This is a genomic window from Halomonas sp. LMYGS-3, assembly GCF_059509875.1.
Genome location: NZ_JCAKFQ010000012.1, coordinates 16,163 through 37,210, shown reverse-complemented (window position 1 = coordinate 37,210; position 21,048 = coordinate 16,163). Strand labels below are relative to the sequence as shown.

General features: G+C 68.5%; 14 protein-coding genes. 8 read left to right on the top strand and 6 right to left on the bottom strand.

What is annotated here, in order from left to right; all coding sequences use genetic code 11:
* Positions 1-13 precede the first annotated feature (13 nt).
* Both AC5W54_RS12820 and AC5W54_RS12815 read right to left on the bottom strand, forming a co-directional pair.
* On the bottom strand, positions 14-1,063 hold the full coding sequence (locus AC5W54_RS12820; RefSeq protein ID WP_495962486.1) for a proline racemase family protein: 1,050 nt from the start codon (positions 1,061-1,063) through the stop codon (positions 14-16).
* A complete protein-coding gene (locus tag AC5W54_RS12815; RefSeq protein ID WP_495962561.1) occupies positions 1,060-2,196 on the bottom strand; it encodes a zinc-binding dehydrogenase in 1,137 nt (378 codons plus the stop codon). Before AC5W54_RS12815 ends, AC5W54_RS12820 begins: the two co-directional genes overlap by 4 nt.
* A gap of 351 nt (positions 2,197-2,547) precedes the next feature.
* Between AC5W54_RS12815 and AC5W54_RS12810 the strand changes: the two genes are divergently transcribed.
* From AC5W54_RS12810 to AC5W54_RS12790, 5 genes are all read left to right on the top strand, one after another.
* Positions 2,548-3,117, top strand: a complete 570-nt coding sequence (locus AC5W54_RS12810; protein WP_495962485.1) for a diguanylate cyclase — start codon at positions 2,548-2,550, stop codon at positions 3,115-3,117.
* Positions 3,114-4,220 (top strand): beta-ketoacyl-ACP synthase III, encoded by a 1,107-nt coding sequence (locus AC5W54_RS12805; RefSeq protein ID WP_495962484.1) that lies wholly within the window; start codon positions 3,114-3,116, stop codon positions 4,218-4,220. The genes AC5W54_RS12810 and AC5W54_RS12805 overlap by 4 nt, the downstream gene beginning before the upstream one ends.
* Positions 4,217-4,912, top strand: a complete 696-nt coding sequence (locus tag AC5W54_RS12800; protein WP_495962483.1) for a hypothetical protein — start codon at positions 4,217-4,219, stop codon at positions 4,910-4,912. Before AC5W54_RS12805 ends, AC5W54_RS12800 begins: the two co-directional genes overlap by 4 nt.
* The gene (locus tag AC5W54_RS12795) at positions 4,905-5,777 is read left to right on the top strand and encodes a DUF6999 family protein (protein ID WP_495962482.1); all 873 of its coding nucleotides are present in this window, start codon (positions 4,905-4,907) and stop codon (positions 5,775-5,777) included. The genes AC5W54_RS12800 and AC5W54_RS12795 overlap by 8 nt, the downstream gene beginning before the upstream one ends.
* Positions 5,778-5,925: 148 nt before the next feature.
* The gene (locus AC5W54_RS12790) at positions 5,926-9,465 is read left to right on the top strand and encodes a S41 family peptidase (protein WP_495962481.1); all 3,540 of its coding nucleotides are present in this window, start codon (positions 5,926-5,928) and stop codon (positions 9,463-9,465) included.
* Positions 9,466-9,572: 107 nt separating this feature from the next.
* Here the strand turns inward: AC5W54_RS12790 and AC5W54_RS12785 are convergent, their stop codons facing one another.
* Together AC5W54_RS12785 and AC5W54_RS12780 are read right to left on the bottom strand one after the other, a co-directional pair.
* Positions 9,573-10,808 (bottom strand): DUF3422 domain-containing protein, encoded by a 1,236-nt coding sequence (locus AC5W54_RS12785; protein WP_495962480.1) that lies wholly within the window; start codon positions 10,806-10,808, stop codon positions 9,573-9,575.
* A gap of 107 nt (positions 10,809-10,915) precedes the next feature.
* The gene (locus tag AC5W54_RS12780; protein ID WP_495962479.1) at positions 10,916-11,884 is read right to left on the bottom strand and encodes a magnesium transporter CorA family protein; all 969 of its coding nucleotides are present in this window, start codon (positions 11,882-11,884) and stop codon (positions 10,916-10,918) included.
* Positions 11,885-12,066: 182 nt separating this feature from the next.
* Here AC5W54_RS12780 and AC5W54_RS12775 point away from each other — a divergent pair, with 182 nt between their 5' ends.
* Positions 12,067-12,963, top strand: a complete 897-nt coding sequence (locus AC5W54_RS12775) for a universal stress protein (protein WP_495962478.1) — start codon at positions 12,067-12,069, stop codon at positions 12,961-12,963.
* Positions 12,964-12,998: 35 nt separating this feature from the next.
* On the opposite strand, the gene AC5W54_RS12770 is transcribed toward AC5W54_RS12775, so the two are convergent.
* Positions 12,999-14,714: a formate--tetrahydrofolate ligase gene (locus AC5W54_RS12770; RefSeq protein ID WP_495962477.1), complete on the bottom strand. Its 1,716-nt coding sequence runs from the start codon at positions 14,712-14,714 to the stop codon at positions 12,999-13,001.
* Between the two features lie 46 nt (positions 14,715-14,760).
* Positions 14,761-15,474: a DUF3581 domain-containing protein gene (locus AC5W54_RS12765; protein WP_495962476.1), complete on the bottom strand. Its 714-nt coding sequence runs from the start codon at positions 15,472-15,474 to the stop codon at positions 14,761-14,763.
* A gap of 140 nt (positions 15,475-15,614) precedes the next feature.
* Here AC5W54_RS12765 and AC5W54_RS12760 point away from each other — a divergent pair, with 140 nt between their 5' ends.
* Both AC5W54_RS12760 and nhaD read left to right on the top strand, forming a co-directional pair.
* The gene (locus tag AC5W54_RS12760) at positions 15,615-19,118 is read left to right on the top strand and encodes a translocation/assembly module TamB domain-containing protein (RefSeq protein ID WP_495962475.1); all 3,504 of its coding nucleotides are present in this window, start codon (positions 15,615-15,617) and stop codon (positions 19,116-19,118) included.
* A 150-nt stretch (positions 19,119-19,268) separates the two neighbouring features.
* Positions 19,269-20,750, top strand: coding sequence for a sodium:proton antiporter NhaD (gene nhaD, locus AC5W54_RS12755; protein ID WP_495962474.1), 1,482 nt, complete (start codon positions 19,269-19,271; stop codon positions 20,748-20,750).
* Positions 20,751-21,048: the final 298 nt, after the last annotated feature.

The window sequence follows — 21,048 nt, the reverse complement described above, 5'->3', positions numbered from 1 at the left end:
GTGTGTAAACCCACTAGGCCGGCACGGGATGCCGGCTGCTGAGGATATGGTGCAGGCTACCGCACTCCACCATGGGGTCGTTGCAGTTGACGACGAGCTCCGAACGGGCCAGCACATAACCCTTGCCGGTGATGGTGTTCTCCACCACCCGATGCGTCCCCTCCCGTCGCGTGCCGGTGACTTCGCCGATGAAGCCCGTCTCGCGCAGCGAGACGGTCTCCAGCTTGTCGCCCGGCTTGACGGTTCCCTCGTGGTGCATCAGCGCCAGCCGTGCCGAGGTGCCGGTGCCGGTGGTGCTGCGACAGATCACGCCGGGGTGCACATAGGTGGTCGAGCGCGAGCGGTAGAAGTCGTCGGCCACCTGCTCGACCGGTCCCATGAAGTGCAGGAAGGGTAGCGGCCCCACGTCCCCCAGGGTGTAGTGGGAGAAACCGCGCTCGGCCTGGATGGCCTCGACGATCCTGTGCGCACAGTCGGCCAGCGCTCGCTCCTCGTCCCGGGTCAGGTGAAAGCCCAGCTCGGTGGCATCCACCAGGGCGTAGAAGCCGCCGCTGTAGGCCACGCTGTAGGTCACGCCACCGATCGAGGGCACATGGATGCTGGCCCGATAGGTGTCGATGTAGCTGGGCAGCCCCTCGCAGGTGATCGCCTCCACCACGCCGTTCTCGACCAGCGCCTCGATATGCACCAGCCCCGCCGGGGACTCCAGCACGAAGCGCTGGCGACCCTCCCGCTTGGGCACCAGCCCGCTCTCCAGCACCGCCGTGGCGGTGCAGATGGTGTTGGAGCCGGAATAGATCGGGTAGCCCATCACCTCCATGATGATGTAGCCCACCGACGCCTCGGGGTCGGTGGCGGGCACGATCAGGTCCACCGACATCTCGGGTACGCCGTAGGGTTCGTTCAACAGCAGATGGCGCAGGCCGTCGGCGTCGTCGCGCAGGTACTCCATCTGCTGTCTGACGGAGGCGCCGGGCAGGGCGTCGATGCCGCCGAGCACGATGCGGCTGACGTCGCCGCCGGCATGGGTGTCGATCAGTTTCAGGGTCAGCTCGGCGCTCATCCGGCGCTCTCCAGCGCGAAGGGGGCGCCATGCTCGGCCCACTGCGCATCGGGAACGATCACGATCTTGCCCAGGTAGTTGCTGCCGCGATTGACGAAGTAGGTCTCGGCCGCGTGCAGGTCGGAGAGCCTGAACGCCGCATGCAGCACCGGCTTCAACCGGCCGGCACGGATCCATTCGACCAGCTGCTCGGCCTCTTCCCGGGTACCGTGGGAGACGCCGAAGATCTGCACCTGATACAGGTAGATGCGAGTCCACATGATCTCGCTGAGATTGCCGCCGCTGGCCCCGGCGATGGAGAGCCGCGGGTAGCTCGCGCGGCGCTTCATGTCGACGATCATGGTATCGATGAAGCGGTCGGTCATCTCGCCGCCGACCAGGTCCATCACCGCGTCGATGGGCTCGCCGCCGGTGGCCTCGAGCACCCGCTCGACGAAGGTCGGCAGGTCGCCGCGGTCGATCACCGCCTCGGCGCCAAGCGCCAGCAGGGCATCCGCCTTGTCCCGCTGGCTCACCGCATAGGGAATCGCGCCGACGATGCGGCACAGCTGGATCAGCGCCGTGCCCACACCGCCGCTGGCGCCGGTGACCAGCACTCGCTCGCCTGCAGCGACCTTGGCGGAGGTCATCATGTGGTAGGCGGTCTGGTAGGAGCACATGCCCATGGCGGCGAGTTCGGCGTCGGCGAGCTCGGGATTGGGCACGGCGTGGAACTGATCCGACGGCACGGCGAGGTACTCGGCGAAGCCGCCGTCGGCTCCGTGGCCGTAGTAGTCTGGCATCAGGTTGAGGTCACGGCGGGCGTCCGGGTAGAGGTTGAAGTCCAGCAGGCCGCGCTCGCCGATGCGCGAGGCGTCCACCCCGTCGCCCACCGCGACCACGCGCCCGGCCACGTCGGCGCCCTGGATACGCGGGAAGGTCAGGGTCGGCGAGCCGCCCATGGCGAAGGAGGTCACCTCGCCCTTGTCCCTGGTCGGGTAGAGCCCCTCGCGAGCCTTGCGGTCGGTGTTGTTCTTCGCCGTCGCCGTGACCCGCACCAGCACCTGCCCAGGCCCCGGGCGGGGGGTGGGCACGTCCTGGCGGTAGACCAGCTTGTCGATACCGCCATGCCCGGTCAGCAGCATGGCCGCCATGGTGGCGGGAACCTTCTCCGGAAGCGTCTCGGGTGCCACGTTTCACTCTCCTGGCCTGTGCCCCTCAGTCAAAGCCAAATTGAAACATGACCACTGCCGCGCTGAACATGGTGAATAAGAACGATTTTTTCTGAATTTCATCGCGTTTATGTGCTTTCTTCCTTCTCGGTGCGTCTGCCCCGTGTATGGCCTCCGCCGCGCTGCAATCCCTTCAGCAACGCCGCTCATGAAATAAAACGAACGTATGAAACATTTTCCTTTGCAATGCCGCGGCGGCTGGCTAGACTCATTTCCGAACAGTGTTTTCAAACATCGTTCGAAAACTAGCCAACGACGACGCAGGAGACTTCCATGGAGACCCAGACGCTGCTGATCCAGGCGCTGCTCTATGTCTTCCTCCCGCTGTGGGGCATCGCCGGCTTCGCCGACTGGTGCTGCCACCGCGCCACCCGTATCGAGACCACCTCGGGCCTCAAGGAGTCGCTGATGCACACCCTGATGGGCCTCCAGGTGGGCATCCCCATCCTGCTCTGCCTGCTGTTTCGCATCAACGTGCTGGTGCTGCTGATCTGCCTGCTGGCCTGGGTACTGCACGAGCTGGTGGCCCACTGGGACGTCCACTACACGGCACCGCGGCGACGCATCAGCCTCTGGGAGATGCATGCCCACAGCTACCTGGCCAGCCTGCCCCTCTACATGCTGGCGATGATCCTGGTGATCAACTGGCCGGTGACGCTCGACCTGGTGCGCCTGGACTGGGCCGGCCAGCTGCGCCTGGAGCGCCTGGCCGAGCCCCACGGCGGCGAGCGCTACCTGCCCCTCTACCTGACCTTCATGACGGTGCTGTGCGTCTTTCCCTACCTCGAGGAGAACCTGCGCTGCCTGCGTCAGGCCCTGCAATCACGGAGTCAGCGATCATGAGCGTCTATATCACCAGCACCGGCCACCACCTGCCCGGGGAGCCCGTGGACAACGAGCGCATCGAGGCCGTGCTCGGCCGGGTCCACGGCAAGCCGAGCCGGCTGAAGAAGCGGATCCTCGCCGCCAACGGTATCCGCACCCGCCACTACGCCATCGATGCCGAACACCGCACCACCGTCAGCAACGGCGAGATGGCCGCCCTGGCCGGCCGCGACTGCCTGGCCCAGGGCTACCTGGCACCGTCGCGGATCGACATGCTGAGCGTGGCCACCAGCCAGGGCGACCTGGTGCTGCCCGGCTTCGGCAGCATGGTCCAGGCCGAGCTGGGCCTGGCCGACGTGGAGCTGCACACCAGCCACGGCATCTGCTCGAGCAGCCTGATGGCGCTCAAGGCGGCCTTCACCGCGCTGAAGGCCGACGAGCACGGCAGCGCCCTGGTGATCGCCAGCGAGCTGGCCTCGCGGCTGTTCAAGGCGAGCCGCTACGAGGCCGCCGGCGGCGGGCTCGACTTCGACGCCGAGTTCCTGCGCTGGATGCTCTCCGACGGCGCCGGCGCCCTGCTGCTGGAGCGCCGGCCCCGCGGTCGCAGCTTCCGCATCGACTGGATCCGCGGCTTCTCCCATGCCGACGCCTACCCGGTGTGCATGAGCGTCGGCCGGGCCGGCGGCGAGACGAAGAGCTGGCAGGACTACCCGACCTACGCCGAGGCAGAGGCCGCCGGCGCCCTGCTGATGCGCCAGGACGTGCGCCTGCTGGACAACATCGTCAAGCTGGGCGTCGACGGCCTGCTGCGCCTCGTCGACCAGGGCTGGCTCGAGGTGGCGCGCATCGACCACCTGCTCTGCCACTACTCGTCCCACCACTTCCGCGGCAAGATCTACGACCTGCTGACCCAGGCCGGCGCGGCCATTCCCGAGGAGAGGTGGTACACCAACCTCTACGAGCGCGGGAATACCGGCTGCGCCTCGCTGTTCATCATGCTCGACGAATTCCGCCGCACCCGCCCCTGCCGGGCGGGCGACCGGCTGCTCTGCGTGGTCCCCGAGAGCGGCCGCTTCAACACCCTGTACATGCAGCTCACCGTCGTGGAGGAATCAGAATGAACAGCCCGCTCAATCCCCGGATCACCACCCCGCTCGGCCAGGCCTGCCTGCAGGAGCTGATGCGCATCTGGTTCGACTTCGAGCGCCAGCTGGGGCGCGTGCCGCTGCTCCGTCGCCTGGCCCAGGGCCGCTTCACCCTGGCGGACTACCGCCGCCTGCTGCTGCACCTGCGCCAGCAGGTGATCGAAGGGGCCCGCTGGATCAGCCGCGGCGCCTCGAGCTTCGACCGCGACTTCGCCGACGTGCGCTCGCTGGTGATCGGCCACGCCCGGGAGGAGCACCGCGACTACGAGATGCTGGAGGCGGACTATGTGGCCGCCGGCGGCGAGCTCACCACCATCCGCGAAGGCCGACGCAACGTCGGCAGCGAGGCGCTGCACGGTTTCATGATGCACCGTGCCGGCCAGCCCAACCCCGTGGACCTGATCGGCGCCATGTGGATCATCGAGGGGCTGGGCGAGAAGATGGCCGGCGACTGGGCGCAACGCATCGACGCGGCCACCGGCGGCGACGGGCGCTACACCCGCTTCATGCGCTACCACGGCGAGCACGACGACGCCCACCTGGAGACGCTCTATGCGCTGATCGACCGGGTCTGCACGAGCGACACGGAGCGCCAGGCGATCGCCCGCACCGCCCGGGTGGTGGCACGGCTCTACGCCCTGCAGCTGGAGGAGGTGGAGCATGGCTGATCCCCGGCACGAGAGACGCAGCCCCTTTCTCCAGGCCCTGGCGGTCGACGGCTCCCTGCCCCTCGACCCGGCGGCGGTGCGCCTGTGGCTCGCCGACCTGGAGAACCCCACCCGCTGGTGGCTGCGCCCGCCGCTGCAGGCCCTGCTGGCGGTGCTGCTGCACCTGATCTGGTTCGTGAAGCGGCTGCCGCTGCCCCAGTTCCGCGCCCACGGCCTGCTGCAGCGGCTGATCTGTGCCTTCTGCGCCCGCTTCGTGCGCCCCGAGGCCAACCTGCTGATCCTGCGCCACTTCGCCACCGAGTCCAATGTGCTCAACTTCCTGGTGGACAACGGCGGCGCCGACGGGGTCGCCCCGGTGACCCTCTATCCTCGGCGCCTGCCCGAGATGCTCGAGGCGAGCTTCGTCGAACACGACCAGGCGCTGTTCCGCGCCTTCCGCGACCTCGGCCCCTGGCGCCCACCCCAGGCGCCCCTGAGACCCGACGAGCGGTGCTGGGCGCACTGGCGGCCCCTCGACATGGCCGAGTTCGCGGTGCCGCGCCGACGCACCCAGGTGCTCGACTTCGAGAGCGCCCATGCGCTCTTCATGTGCCTGTTCTGCCTGCTGCTGACCCGCGAGGAGTATCGCGACGCCATCAACGGCTTCAACCTCGACCACTCCATCGCCATCCGCATCGGCCAGCTGATCGGCGACCCGACGCTCCCCGAGCTGGCCTACAACAAATACCCGCACTACCTGGTCGGGCCGTGGAACCTGAGCCAGCGCTTCCTGATGCACGGCTTCTTCACCGAGCACCTCTACGCCCGGCTGGAGCGATTGAGACGAGACGGCCACGAAACGGCGGCTCGAGAGCGAGGAGCGTGATCGCCGTGTCTGCCGGCGCCTCGAAGGGTCACCGGCGGGCTGCTACCTTGAGGGGGCTGGTGGTGTTGACGTCAAGGCTCGACGCATGGATGTACCGCGCGACACGCGAACGCCCCTCGGTGCGGCCGGGGGGAAGCTTGCGCTCCTGATGCTCACGGCAGGGCTGCTGGCGGGCACACCGGCGAGTGCCGCGACCGAGGTCGGGCTGCCGCGTTTCCCCTCCCTCAGCCCGGATGGCTCGGAGCTCGTCTTCAGCTGGGCCGGCGACCTGTGGCGGGCATCGATCGACGGCGGCCGGGCGACGCGCTTGACCCGGCACCCGCTCGACGACCTCTACTCGAGCTGGAGCCCGGACGGCCAATGGATCGTGTTCGCCTCGATGCGCGACGGCTACATGAACCTGTGGCGCATCCACCGCGACGGCAGCCGCCTGAGCCAGATCACCCATGCCGACCAGCACCTGTATCACCCGGCCTATGCCGCCGACGCGGACGGCGAACCGGTGATCACCTTTTCCGGCCGACTCGAGGCCGATGTCCATCGTGACCATCGGCCCTATGCGGTCTCGCCGCAGGGCGGCGAACACCGCCGGCTGCATGACGCCTTCGGCTCCGACCCGCAGCTCTCGCCCGACGGCCGGCGCCTCGTCTTCACCCGGGGCGGGACCTACCATGGCTGGAACCGCCGCCACTATCGCGGCCCCGATGCCATGGACGTCTGGCTCCACGATCGCGAGGCGCAGCGTTTCGAACCGCTCACCGAACGCGACGGCGACGACGGTCACGCGCGCTGGGTCGATGACGGCACGCTGCTCTTCATGTCCGACCGCGAGGACGCGACGGTCAATCTCTACCGGGCCGACCTCGATGCCGAGCCCCGTGCCTTCGAGCGCCTCACCGACTTCGACGAGCGCGACCTGCAACACTTCGACGTCTCCCGCGACGGCAGCACCGCGGTCCTGCAGGTGTGGGACACCCTGTTCTCCCTGGACCTCGACGACCCGGGTGCCACGCCCGAGCCGGTGACACTGCGTGCCCCCGGGGACGGCCGCGACGCCCAGGAGCTGCGGCGCATCAACCGAGACGTCAGCGAGGCGGCGCTCAGCCCCGACGGCAAGACGATGGCCTACATCGCCTACGGGCGGGTCTATGTCCGCCACCTGGACGAACACAGCCCGACCCAGGCGGTGACCCCCGGCACCCACGCCCGGCACCGGGACCTCGCCTGGTCGCCGGACGGCGTGCGGCTCTATTTCATCAACGACGCCGATGGCACCGAGTCGATCCGCGAGGCGCGCGTGACCCTGACGCGCGACGACATCCGCCGCACCCACGACCGATCGACGCCCGTCGAGGGCGAGCAGGCGGACCGGGAGCCCGGGACACCGGCCGAACCGGCGGCCGACGAACCGCTCCCCCCCACCCAGGAGGAACCCGACGGGAACGGCGAACCGGAGGTCGCCCTGCCGGAAGAGGAACCGGAGGACCCGTTCGCCCCACAGGACCCGGGGCTGCTGCTCGCCCCCCTCCCCCTGCTGGAGCCGAGCGCCCCGATCGACCTGCCGGCACCCACCCAGGAACAGCCCGCCCAGCCGGAGAGCATTCCGGAGACCGACCTCGACCCGGCGCCGGAGGGGGACGTGCCGCCCGAGCGCGACCCGACCCGCTGGCACGATGCGGTGCGCTTCGAGGTAAGGCCGCTGGTCGAGAGCGGGCACAACGATCGTCAGGTGTCGCCATCGCCCGACGGCCGCTCCATTGCCTTCCGCCGTGGGCGTGGCGACCTGGTGGTGATGGACCTGGCGAGCGGCGATGAACGGACGCTGGTGGAGGGCTGGGACAGCCAGCTCCACTGGCGCTGGTCGCCCGACGGCCGCTACCTCGCCTATGCACAGAACGACCTCGACTACAGTGCCAACATCTTCATCGTCCCCGCCGACGGCTCCCGGGACCCCGTCAACATCACCCGGCATCCGCGCAACGACCTCAATCCCCGCTGGTCGGCCGACGGGCGCAAGCTGAGCTTCGTCTCCAACCGTACCGGAGACAGCTACGACCTGTATCGCGTCTATCTGGACCGCGCCCTCGAGACCTACACGCCGCGCGAGCTGACGGCCTACTACCGCGATGCCCGGACGGCGGCCTCGCAGCGTACGCCCTTGCCGGTGACGCCGGAGGAGGCCGCCGCGTCGGCGGACGACGCACCGGGCCTCGACCTGGAGACCGCCTGGCGCCGCGTCGAGCGCGTCACCGCCTCGCCCGCCCACCAGCTGGCCAACGAGATGACGCCGGGCGGCGACCGCTATGTGTTCAATGCCGGCAGCGAGGGGCTGATGGTCATGAACTGGGACGGCAGCGAGCGCAAGCGCCTGGGCATCATCGCCGACGTGCAGCACCTGAGCCTGACCGGCGAGCAGGTCATCTACATTTCCGGCGGCCGGGTCGGCGTGGCCAGCCTGGCCGGCGGGGCGCACCGGCACCCGGATATCGCCGACCGCATCCGCATCGACCTGCGCCGGCAAGCGCTGCAGAAGTTCCACGAGGCGGCCCGGGTGATCGGCGAGCACTTCTACCGGCCGGACATGAAGGGACTCGACTGGCCGGCAGTGGTGGAGGACTACGAGGCACTGATCGCCCGGGCCCGCACGCCCAGTGAGTTCAGCGACATCGCCAACCGCCTGATGGGCGAGCTGGCGGCCTCGCACACGGGGGTGACCAATCCCGGTCCGGAATCGGCCTTGCGCGAGCCCTCGGGGAGGCTCGGCATCGAACACGAACGCCTCGTCCACCCCGTCGGCGGCAGGGCCGGTTACCGCATCACCCAGGTGATCCCCGAAGGGCCGGCGGATCGCGGCCCCATGCCGCTCGCGCCCGGCGACGTCATCACCGAGATCGACCTGCAGCCCTTCGCGGAGGACGACAGCCTGCTATACCGGCTGCGCGGCAGCGTCGACCAGGAGGTGATCGTCACCTTCGAACGCCCGCGCGACGGCCACGCCGAATACCGGACCCTGCTCACCCCGGTGAGCCTCGGCGAGCTGGCCCACCTCAAGTACGATGCCTTCCGCGAGGAGCGCCGGCGCCGGGTCGAGGCACTCTCCGACGGCCGGCTCGGTTACCTGCATATCCAGGCGATGAACCAGACCTCGCTGGAAGGCTTCCAGGCCGACCTCTACGCCGCCACCATCGGCAAGGAGGGCCTGATCATCGACGTGCGCAACAACGGCGGGGGGCACACCACGGACCGCATCCTGACCTCGATCATGGCCGACGAGCACGCCTACACCGTTCCGTCCGGCGCCGATCCGGACGCTACCGGCCACTACCCGCAGGGCCGGCTCGACGCGCCGCGCTATACCCTGCCGATCAACATGCTGGCCAACGAGAAGAGCTACTCCAACGCCGAGATCCTGGCGCACGCCTTCTCCACCCTCGAGCGCGGCACCCTGGTCGGCGAGCAGACCTACGGCGGGGTGATCTCCACCAACAGCGAGACCCTGATCGACGGTGCCACGGTACGGCGGCCGTTCCGCGGCTGGTACCTGCCCGACGGCACCGACATGGAGCACAATGGCGCGATGCCGGACCTGATGGTAGAGCAGCGCCCCGAAGACGAGGTAGCGGACCGCGACCGCCAGCTCGAACGCGCCGTCGGGGACCTGCTCGCGCGGCTCGACGCCGGAGAGTAACGCCGTTCCCCGAATCCTCCCCCTATTGGCCGATATCCTCCCCTGGGGGGCTCATCGCCCTGCAGGTCAGGGTGACGCGTGGTACGGCATGAGGCGCCCCCCCTCGCTCAGTGGCGCTTGACCCGCCAGATCCGCCAGGCCAGCAGGCCGACGATCAGGACGCCCAGCGGCCCCAGCACGGTGGCGGCGAGGCGCGGCTCGATCGGCAAGCCGAGCGCATCGAGCCCTTCGAGGGAGAGCTTGAACAGGCTGAAGATGTAGTAGCTGATGACGATGATCGACAGCCCCTCGACCGCCTTCTGGATCTTCAGCTGGCTGCTGGAGCGCTCGTTGAGGCTCTGCAGCATCTCCGAGTTCTGCTCCTCGATCTCGACCTGGGCGCGGGTCCGCAGCAGGTCGTTGAGCCGGGCCACGCTCCGGGCCAGGCTCTCCTGACGCCGGTTCACCGCCGCACAGTAACGCACCGTGGGCAGGAAGCGTCGCATCAGGAAGATGCCCAGGCGCTGGCAGTCGCCTTCCCGTGTCTCGCGCAGCTCTTCGATGCGCGCATAGACGATACGCGCATAGGCCTCGGTGGCGCTGAAGCGTTGCCGGGTGCGGGCACCGCTGCGCTCGAGATGCGCCGAGAGCAGAGCGATGGCCGCCAGCAGGGGGCGGGGGCTCGCCTCCTGCCGTTCGGCATTGTGGTCGGAAAGCTCACCGAGCTTCGTCTCGTACTCCCGCAGCTCGGCACCGAGCTCCTTGGCCAGCGGCAGCGCCAGCGAGGCCATCATGCGGTAGGTCTCGATCTCCAGCAGCCGCCGTGTCATGCGCCCCAGGCGGAAGTCGTTGAGCCCGCGATTGACGATCAACAGGCGATTGACGCCGTTCGCGTCGAGCCTGAAGTCGCTCCAGACGGTGGCGTCGCCACCGCCGACGCGCGATCCGGCAGGATCACGGAAGCCGTAGGCCGCGGTGTCCCCGCTCCAGCCGGCTGCCGATTCGGCCAGGATCAGGGTGGCATTGATCAGCGCCGCCGGGTGCGCCGCGACGATGGCGGCCAGCCACCCCGGCGGCCCCGGCCAGGCTTCGCTGTCTGGCGCCTTGGGTACCATCAGCGTCAGGGTGAAGAACTCGGTATGCCGCTCCCATTTCAGCACCTGGCCATCGCCGAGGGTCAGGATGTCCTGGACGGCGCCCGGCGTCAGCTGCGTCCCGGCCAGCTCGTGGAGCCGCTCGACGATGCCGTCACAGACACCGTCGGTATCGAGAAAGGCGTAGTGGTAGAGATGGGCCGGCTCCACGAAGTAGATCGACGGGCGGGCATGCAGCTCGTTGTGCAGGAGTTCTCGTTGGGGGTGCATGATCGGGCCTGGCAAGGGGACAGAGCCCCGAGCCTAAGGGCTCGCGGCGTTCAGGCCAACCTCCCTGCGTCAACTCGCCTCGCTCTCGCATTCCGTCTCGGCCATGGCTACAGCCACTGCTTGCGCCGGAACCCCCAGAGCAACCCGAGACCGATGCCCAGCATCACGGCCAGCACCACGAAGTAGGCGTAGCGATGGGCAAGCTCCGGCATGTACTCGAAATTCATCCCGTAGACGCCGGCCAGGAAGGTCAATGGCACGAAGATGGCCATGATCACCGTGAGAACGCGCATGGTGGTGTTGAGCTGGTGCGTCGAGATAGAGAGATAGCCGTCCACCAGGTCGCCGCAGATGTCGTAGTACATCTGGGTCAGGCTGTGGAGCCGTTCGAAGCGCTCGAAGACATCATTGATGGCGTGCAGCGTCGCCGGGTTTTCACGGGGCAGGTGGCGGTAGTCGTAGGCAATCAGCTCCTGGGCGATGCCCTTGTGGTAGCTGAACAGCCGGCGCATCTTCACCAGGCGCGACTTGTAGGCGACGATCCGGCGCATCAGGGTATCGTTGCCGGCCAGCTGCAGTTCGTCCTCCAGGTCGCTGATCTCGTTCTCGAACTCCAGCAGGCTGTCGAGATAGAAGCCGGCGGAGTAGTACATGATCCGCAGCGCCACATGCTCGGGCGACTCTGTCAGCAAGGGCCCGGCCTCGTGGGTGAAGAGCCGTTCGATGCTGTCGGCGGTGCTCGGGTGCAGGCTGATCAGGTAGTCCTCGCCGAGGAAGAAGGCCATCTGCTGGGGCGTGTAGTTGAGCCGGTCGTCGAAGGAGGAAATACCGCGGTAGATGATCAGGGTGTGGTTCTCGAACTCCTCGATCTTGGGCGGATGGCGGTCGCGATGGGCATCGTCGATGGCCAGCGGGTGACAGGCGAACCGCTCCAGCAGCTGTCGTTCCGTCTCGCGGGACTCGCCCTGCACGTCGATCCACAGCCGGCCACCGGCTTCCTGGTGCCAGTGTTCGATCAGGACCTCGTCGCCCGAGAGGAGCCGACCATCGGCGGTCGCGAGCAGGGTGCGTATCATGGGGTCTCCGTCCATTGAGGGCCTGTCACGACCATAAGCCAAGCCGGTGATGGCTGTAACCCCATACGCCGTCGATGGGGTCGAGGAGACGCCGCAGTACAGGCTGCGCTAATCTATCGGTAGGGACCGACGTCCACTATCGCGCTTTCGAGCGACCGATTCAGACAACAGGGAGAATGTCGATGAGTGAGTACGTCTCGCAGGTAATCGTGCCCGTGGATGGCTCGCCGACTGCGGCGGCGGCGGCACGCCATGCCAGCCTGCTGGCCCGGCTGCTGGATGCCCCCTTGCAATTCCTGCATGTGATGCCGCTCAATCCAGCCGAGCTCAGCGACATTCCCGCCAATCGTCAGGTCGACACCGACCGTGACCGGGCGCTGCGTCGCGAGCAGGCCTCCTCCGCCTTCGCCCTGGCACGCGAGGCCATCGACCCCGATCTGGCGCTCAGTCCCACCGAGGTGACGCTCGAGGATGCGACCTTCATCCGTCACCCCGAGCGCGCCATCGTCAAGCATGCCAGCCAGCATGCCGGCTGCCTGCTGGTACTGGGTGCCCGACACCTGAGCGACATGGGCAAGTTCATGCAGGGTAGCGTCAGCAACGAGGTGGTGCACAGGGCCCGTTGCCCGGTGACCATCGTGCATGCCGATGCCAGCCTGCTCGAGGCCTCGCGCATCGGCCAGGTGCTGGTGCCGGTGGACGGGGCCGCCCCCTGCCACAAGGCGGCCGCCCTGGCCGGCGACCTGGCGCGCAGCGCCGACGTGCCGGTCGAGCTGATCTTCTGCCAGCCGGGAGGCGGGCCGTCGGACATCGAGGACGGCGAAGAGAGCCAGGCCCGACGGGTCTTCCGACTGGCGAGAGAGGCCGTGGGCGAGGTGCCGGCCGGCATCGACGAGCACTTGAGCCATGCCGAGCGCATTCCCGAATCGATCGTCGCCCGGGCCCGGCATCACGCCGACGGCATGCCGATGATCGTCATGGGGAGGCGGGGACTCGGCAAGTGGCGGGAGTCGCTGCTGGGCAGCGTCAGCCACCGGGTGATCGACCTCGCCCCCTGCCCAGTGACCGTGGTGGTCTGACACGGCCGGCCCCGTGCTCCGATTCACGGCGCCGCTCAGGAGAGCCCGACCACATTGCCCGCGGCATCGAGCCCCATCGCCAGCGCCGCGGGTTCCTTCGGCAGGCCGGGCAGCGTCATGACTCCACCGCAGATGGCGACCACGAAGCCGGCTCCCGCCGACGGCCTCAGTTCATGCACCCGCAGCAGATGGCCCTGCACCAGGCCGCCGTCGGCCGGATCGTCCGAGAAACTGAACTGGGTACGGGCGATGCACACCGGCAAGGTGCCGAAACCCTGGCGGGTCAGGTGCTCGAGCTGTGCCTGTGCCCGCGGCGAAAGCTCGATGTCCCGGGCGCCATAGAGCCGGGTCGCGATGACGCGCAGGGCCTGCTCGAGGGGGGTGTCATCGGGATAGAGAGGCACCACTCCGGCCGACGGCGACTCCGCCTCCAGCCGCTCGCGCACCAGGCAGGCCAATGCCTGCGCCCCCTCGCCACCGCGGGCCCAGTGGTCACACACCGTCATGCTCACTCCCAGGTCGCTGCAGCAGGCCGCCACCCGGTCTCGCTCGTCGGCGCTGTCCGAGGCCAAGGCATTGAGGGCCACCACCGGCTCGAGGCCGAAGGCCCGTGCCACCTCGACCTGGCGCATCAGGTTGCCGAGTCCCCGCGTGAGTGCCTCGCGATCGGGCGTGTGCATGGCCTCACGACTCGCACCGCCATGGAAGCGCAGTGCGCGCAGGGTACAGACGATCACCACCGCGTCGGGATAGACCCTAGACTGCCGCGACTTGATGTCGATGAACTTCTCCAGTCCCTGGTCGGCGCCGAAGCCGGCCTCGGTCACCACCACCTCGCCCAGCGCCAGGGCCGCGCGTGTAGCCATCAGGGAACTGCAACCGTGGGCGAGATTGGCAAAGGGCCCGCCATGGATCAGCACCGGGTTGTGCTCCAGGGTCTGCACCAGGTTGGGGGCCAGGGCGTCACGCAGCAGCACCGCCATGGCGCCGGCGGCCTGCAGCTCCGCCACGGTGACCGGGGTATCGTCGGCGCGCCAGGCCACCACGATGCGCCCGAGCCGCCGCTGCAGATCGCCCAGATCCTCCGCCAGGCAGAGGATCGCCATGACCTCGGAGGCGGCGGTGATGTCGAACCCCGTCTCGTGCTCGAGAGCGTTGCCCAGGCCGGTCGTGACCCGTCGCAGCGAACGGTCGTTGAGATCGAGCACACGCCGCCACACCACCCGCTCGGGGTCGATGCCCAGCGCATTGCCCCAGTGCAGGTGATTGTCGATCAGCGCGGCCAACAGGTCATGGGCCGCAGTCACCGCATGGAAATCGCCGTTGAAGTGCAGGTTGATGGCTTCCATCGGCACCACCTGGGCATGACCGCCACCGGTGGCCCCGCCCTTCATGCCGAACACCGGCCCCTGGGAGGGTTCGCGCAGGCAGGCCAGCGCCGGCACGCCCAGCCGGTTGAAGGCATCCACCAGGCCCACGCAGGCGGTGGTCTTGCCTTCGCCGACGGGCGTGGGAGTGATCGCCGAGACCAGCAGCAGCCGGCCGCGGGGCCGGGTCTTCAACTCCTCGAGCAGCGACAGGGATAGCTTGGCGCGGTGGTGGCCAAAGGGAACCAGTTGCCCCGGAGCAAGACCGAGACGCGCCTCGGCCAGCGGCAGGATCGGCTCGAGCCGAGCCCGACGGGCGATCTCGATGTCGGGAAGGGGGGCGCCTGCGCCGGCTCCCTCACCCCCGCCGGGGGTCTTGGCCATGCATCACCTGCTTGCCGACGCCATCGTCGGCGACTGTCGCATCCCCTCAAGCGCTGGTTTCGTAGGCCGCCTTGAGACGATAGAACTCGGCAACGATATCGTCCATGGCGGCGGCGTCGTAGTCGCACAGGCCGCTGACCACCAGCTTCTTGGAACCGGTACCGATCCACTCGCCGCCGGCCGCGATGCGGAATTCCAGCAGGACATCGCCACGCTTGCCGGCGACCTCGAGCGACGAGCGGGTCAGCTCCAGCCCGGGCGCCAGGCCATCCAGCCGCTCCAGCGAGAAGCCCATGCTGTCGTAGATCACCAGCGGACGACGCGGGTTGAACATCACCCCTTTCTCCTCCATCAGCGGCTTGAGATAGTGGGGAAAGTTCTTGCCCGAGAAGGCCACATAGCAGCGGGTGAAGGCCTCGACCACCGTTTCGTCGCGGGTCGTCTCGCCGCTGCGCTCCACCTCGAGGTACGACTTGCCGTCCTCGTCGCCCACGCGGATCCGGCCGTCGTCGAGTTCCAGGAAGCACAATGGCGTGCCATCGCCCACCATGTTCAGGAACCGGAAGCTCATGTGCTGGGAGAGGCCGAAGCGGGCCAGCACCAGGGCGAACAGCAGGTCACCGGGGACGCAGAAACGGCGAGCATCCGGGTTGTGAATGGGGTTGTAATCGCCGGCGATCCGCTTGGCGAATCGGCTGGCCTGCTCCGCGGAGATGCGTACCCGCTCCCCCGTGAGCGTATGGAATTCATCGAGAAACATGCTGCTGTGCCTGCCCTGCGTCGTTGGCGATCCATCTTCTACCGGCCACTGCCGGAGGGCAGATGATGCCATAAAACCCTCGGCAACGAAGCCGTCACCGAACGTTACCATGATACGGGACAACCTCAGGAGCGGCACCCATGCATGGAGAGAAGCCGGATGCCCCGCACGGCAGGCTCCGCCGGAGCCCCCGCTGGTGGTGGCTGGCGATCCCACCGCTGGTTCTCGTCGTCGGCTACCTGGCCGGGGTCAACTGGCTGCTCGACACCGCCTGGATGCAGGCGCGCCTGACGCCACAGCCCGGTCTCTCGGTGAGCTGGACCGGCAGTCGCGGCTGGTGGCCCGGGCGGCTGCGTGTCGAGTCGCTGCGGCTGGAGCGCGAGGACGACGACTTGCCGCTGCGTCTCGAGGTCGAGGCGGCCACCCTCGACCTCTCGCTGACGGCCCTGCTCTCGCGACGCCTCGAGATCCTCGCGCTCGAGGCCCACGGCCTGCGCTCCCTGACGGTTGGCGCACACGAGCTCGAGGGAGAGGGACGTTTGAGCCTGGCCGGCCTGACACTCGAGGCGCGCCGGGTCGGGGTGGAGCGCCTGACCCTGGCGCTGGATGCGGCGACCCTGCGCCGTGGCCACGAGCCGCTGGCCGTCGACATCGACCTGGAGGCGACCCTCGATGTGGCGCCCTTCGTCCCCGGCGACCACCCCGGCACCGCCGCAGCCCGCTTCGTCTCCGGCGACCTCGCCCTGTCCGCCAGGGCCGATGCCTGGGGCCTCTTCAACCCCTACCTGAGGGAGCTCGACTGGCTGACCCTGGCCGGCCACGGCAGCCTGAGCGGGCGCCTCTCGCTTGACGAGGGAGTCCTGGCGCCAGGCAGCGAGCTGATCCTGGACTCCCCGGCGCTGGTGGTGGAACTGGACGAGGCGGCCATGTTCGCGTCCGGCCCGACCCACGAGGTGCCGGCCGACGAAGGCGGTGCCTCGTCCCTGAGCTGGACCCTGCCCCACGAGACACGGCCATCCCGGCTCGGCGAACGCTTTCGTCTCGCCGGCACCGGCCGGATCACGGCAGTCGTGGGGGAAGAGGGGGGGCGAGCCCCGGCCCGTCTCGACGTGGTCCTCGATGACCTCGACATGCACCAGGGCGAGAGGCCGTCCCCCTTTCTGACCAGCCGACACTTCCAGCTCGCGACCACCCTGCCCCGTGCCGACCTGGCGATCCCGCCCCGGGAACCCGAGACGGCCAGCCTGCGCTGGGAGGACGCCGAGGTGCCGGACGTGAGCGTCTTCTCCCGCTACCTGCCGGACACGGTGCCCTTCGCCCTGCACGGCGGCCGGGCCGGACTCGACGGCCGCCTCGACTACCGCGACGGCGTGATCCGCGGCGAGTTCGACCTGGTCGGCAGCGGTGTCGCGCTGAGCCTGCTCGGCCAGCGGGTCGACGGCGAACTGCACCTGGCACTGCGCCTGCCCGAGCTCGACCCGAGCGCGCCACGGCTCGACCTGTCCGGCACCCGTCTGCGGGTACGCGCCGCGACCGGCGCAGACGACGCCCCTCTGACCAGCGACCTCACCCTGCACGAGGCCCGACTGGTAGCGAGTACACCCCTGGCAACGCTGGCGGTGGGCATCGAGCCGCTGCCACTCGATGGCCGCCTGGTCATGAGCGGCCGGGTGGACCAGTTGGGGTTCCTCGCCCCCTTCCTGTCGGCGGCCCTCGAGGGCCGGGAAATCGCCCTGGAGGGGGGCGGCGACCTGGCCGCCCGGTTGACACTGGCACGCGGGCGGCTCGCGCCGGGCAGCCAGTTGCAGGTGGAGAGTGACGCCCTGGCGGCGCGGCTGCTCGACTTCCATGCCAGCGGACGCGGCCGTCTCGAGGCCGAGTGGCCCGTCGGCGCCGACGCGAGACTGCGGGTCACCCTGGAGGAGGCCGGCATGCGCCGCCGTTCCGACGACGCCCGGCTGCTCCAGGGCGCCCGCCTGACCCTGGAGGCCGAAGGCCGTCCCGCGTCGGCCGGCGACCCCCCGACCGCCGACTGGCTCGACATCGCCTGGCGGGATGCCACCCTGCCCGACGTGGCCGTCCTCGGCCGCTACCTGCCTCCCGCCGCCCCCTTCGCGCTGCACGGCGGCAGCGCCACTACCCGAGGTCGCCTGCGGCTCGAGGGCGAAAGCGCCCGCGGAACGCTGCGGCTGGCCGGGCGTACCATCACCGGCACCCTGTTCGACGAGGCCGTTACGGGTGAGCTGACGCTCGACATGGCCCTGCGCGAGGCTCGCCTCGACGGCAGCCGGCTCGACCTGTCGGGCTCGCGCCTGGAGCTGCTGGCCGAGGCCGAGAACGCGGCTCGGGACCAGCGACTGCGCACCGTGCTGGTCGCTCGCCAGGCTCGCTTCACCCATCTGCTGCCGTCGACCGGACCAGGCGGTCCACGCAGTGGTCGGCTGATGCTCGAGGGGATGATCCACCGACTCGGCTTCCTCGACGCCTTCCTGCCCGAGGCCCATGGCCTGGAAATCCGGGGCAATGGCCGCCTCGAGGCCGACCTGCGACTCCAGGGAGAGGCGCTGTTGCCGGGCAGCCGGCTAGGCGTCGATGCCGATGGTCTGCGAGTCCGCTTTCTCGACTATGTCGCCGACGGCCGGGGCACCCTGGACGCCAGGATCGAGGGTGAGACGGCAACCCCGGGGGCTCGCCTGACGCTGGGGCTTCCCCGCTTCACCCTGACACGTCAGGGCGAGGACCAGGCGCATCTGGAGGGTCGCCACTTCACCCTGGAGACCACCACGCCGGACTTCCGGCCGCATACCGGGAAACCCTCTGCCGAGGCATTCAGCACCCGCATCCGCCTGCCCATCGCCGACGTCGCGGACCTCGGCCTCTACAACGCCTATCTTCCCGAAGCCGCCGGCCTCGAGCTGCTCTCGGGCCGGGCCAGCCTGGAAGCGGAGCTCCTCCTGGACGGCATGCATGCCCGCGGCGACCTGACCCTGCAGGCCTTCGGCGCGGCACTGCGCCTGGCCGACCAGCGGCTTGCCGGCGACTTACGGCTGGAGGCACGACTGCGAGACGGTGACCTGGCCGAGCGGCGCTTCGATGTCTCGGGCTCGCAGCTGCGGCTGGACAACATTTCCCGGGAAGGCACCGACAGGCGCAGGGATACCGGCTGGTGGGCCCGGCTCGACCTCGAGGAAGGCCACCTCACCTGGTCCCGCCCCCTGGCCCTGGACTCCCGATTGAATCTGGCCATGCGCGACAGCGGCCTGCTGGCGAGGTTGTTCATCGCCGGGGCCCGGGAGCGCGGCTGGCTCGACCGCCTGCTGACCGTTTCGGGCATCCGGGGACACGCCCGGATCCGGCTGGACGATGACAGCCTGCAACTGCGTGATGTGCGACTGGCAGGCGGCAACCTGACCCTGCTGGCCGACCTGGTGATGCGGGGCGAGACCCTGACGGGCGCCCTCTATGCACGACTGGGCGCCCTGGGCCTGGGCCTCGCCCTGGAGAACGGCGAGACCCGACTGCGCCTGCCGGCCCCCCGGCGCTGGTACGAGGAGAACCGGCAACGAGGCGATGGGGACTCGCCCGAAGACTCACCACGAGCGTGGCATGACGCGCTCGAGACCTGGCCGGCAGACGTCCCCTGACCGTTCTCGGCCCGGGCTCGGAGTATGCAATAACGGCATGACCTACCGGAAGATTACCGACTTTCGTTCATGTTGCATCGCACCACGATGTGATAGAATCCGCGCGACTTTCTGACCCCTCCCCTCCTCTTCTCTCAGGACACTTCAGCCATGCTGACACCCTGTAGTTCATTCCAACGGCCCCGGCGCCCCGCCTGGTGGTCGGGCACTCTCGTGCTCGCTGTTCTGGCCCTGTTCAGTCCCGCCGCCCACGCGGTCACTGGCGAACTGGACATGACGAGCTCGATGGTCGGTTTCCTTGCCGTCGCCATCTTCATCCTCGCCTATGCCCTGGTCATGGGTGAGGAAAAGCTCCACATGCGCAAATCCAAACCGGTGCTGGTGGCGGCCGGTCTCATCTGGGGCCTGATCGGCTGGGTCTATGTCAGCGCCGGCATGCCCGATGAGGCAGAACATGCCTTCCGCGAGACCCTGCTGGAATTCACCGAACTGATGCTCTTCCTGTTGGTGGCGATGACCTACATCAACGCCATGGATGAGCGCCGGGTGTTCGACGCCCTGCGTTCGTGGATGGTCCGCAAGGGCTTCAGCTACCGCCAGCTGTTCTGGATCACCGGCATACTGGCCTTCTTCATCTCGCCGATCGCCGACAACCTGACCACCGCCCTCTTGATGTGTGCCGTGGTGACCAAGGTAGCCGAGGGCGACAAGCGCTTCATCAACCTGGCCTGCGTCAACATCGTGGTGGCAGCCAATGCCGGCGGTGCCTTCAGCCCCTTCGGCGACATCACCACCCTGATGGTGTGGCAGGCCGGCATGATCGCCTTCAACGAGTTCTTCGTGCTGCTGATCCCCTCGCTGGTCAACTTCCTGATCCCGGCCGTGGTGATGAGCGCCTTCATCAAGAACCGCAAACCCGACTCGGTCCAGGATGACGTCTGGCTCAAGCGCGGCGCCCGTCGCATCATCGCCCTGTTCCTGCTCACCGTGGCCACCGCCGTGGCCTGCCACACCCTGCTGCACCTGCCGCCGGTGCTGGGCATGATGACCGGCCTGGGCTACCTGCAGTTCTTCGGCTACTTCCTGCGTCGCAGCCTGCCCCGCTCCCTGGAACGCAAGCGCACCCGCTACAGCCAGCGCGGCGACCAGAAGAAGCTCGAGCAGCTCGGCAGCGTGGTGCCCTTCGATGTGTTCAACCGCGTGGCACGCGCTGAGTGGGATACCCTGCTGTTCTTCTATGGTGTGGTGATGTGCGTCGGTGGCCTCGGTTTCATGGGCTACCTGGGCCTGCTCTCCGAGGCCCTCTACACCGGCTGGAATGCGACCTGGGCCAATATCGCCCTGGGGGTGATCTCGGCGGTGGTCGATAACATTCCGGTGATGTTCGCCGTGCTCACCATGCAACCGGAGATGTCCCACGGCCACTGGCTGCTGATCACGTTGACCGCCGGAGTCGGGGGCAGTCTGCTGTCGATCGGCTCGGCCGCCGGCGTGGCACTGATGGGCCAGGCCCGCGGCAACTACACCTTCATGGGCCACCTTCGCTGGGCCCCGGTGATCCTACTCGGCTACGCCGCCAGCGTGGCCACCCACCTATGGCTGAATGCCAGCAGTTTCGCCCTCCATGGCTGACCTCTCACCCGGCGGCGCCCAGCCGCCGGGGCTTCCCTCACAGCCGGCGTTGAAGCAAAAAACCCTACATTGCCTTCCCGTGATGTAGCGTATCGGGTTAAGGTGGCTCGAAAAGGCACAGCCGGATCCGGGATAGGCTCCTGATCTACTTGGCGGTCTCCTCCGGCAGCCCACAAGAGCGAGGCGACAAGCCGGTAAACGGATCGCAGGGAGAAAGCGTCATCGACTCATCCACGCTTGGAGTGCGGGTCATCACTGCACCGTGCATGATCCTGACGTTCATCAGACAAAGGGAACG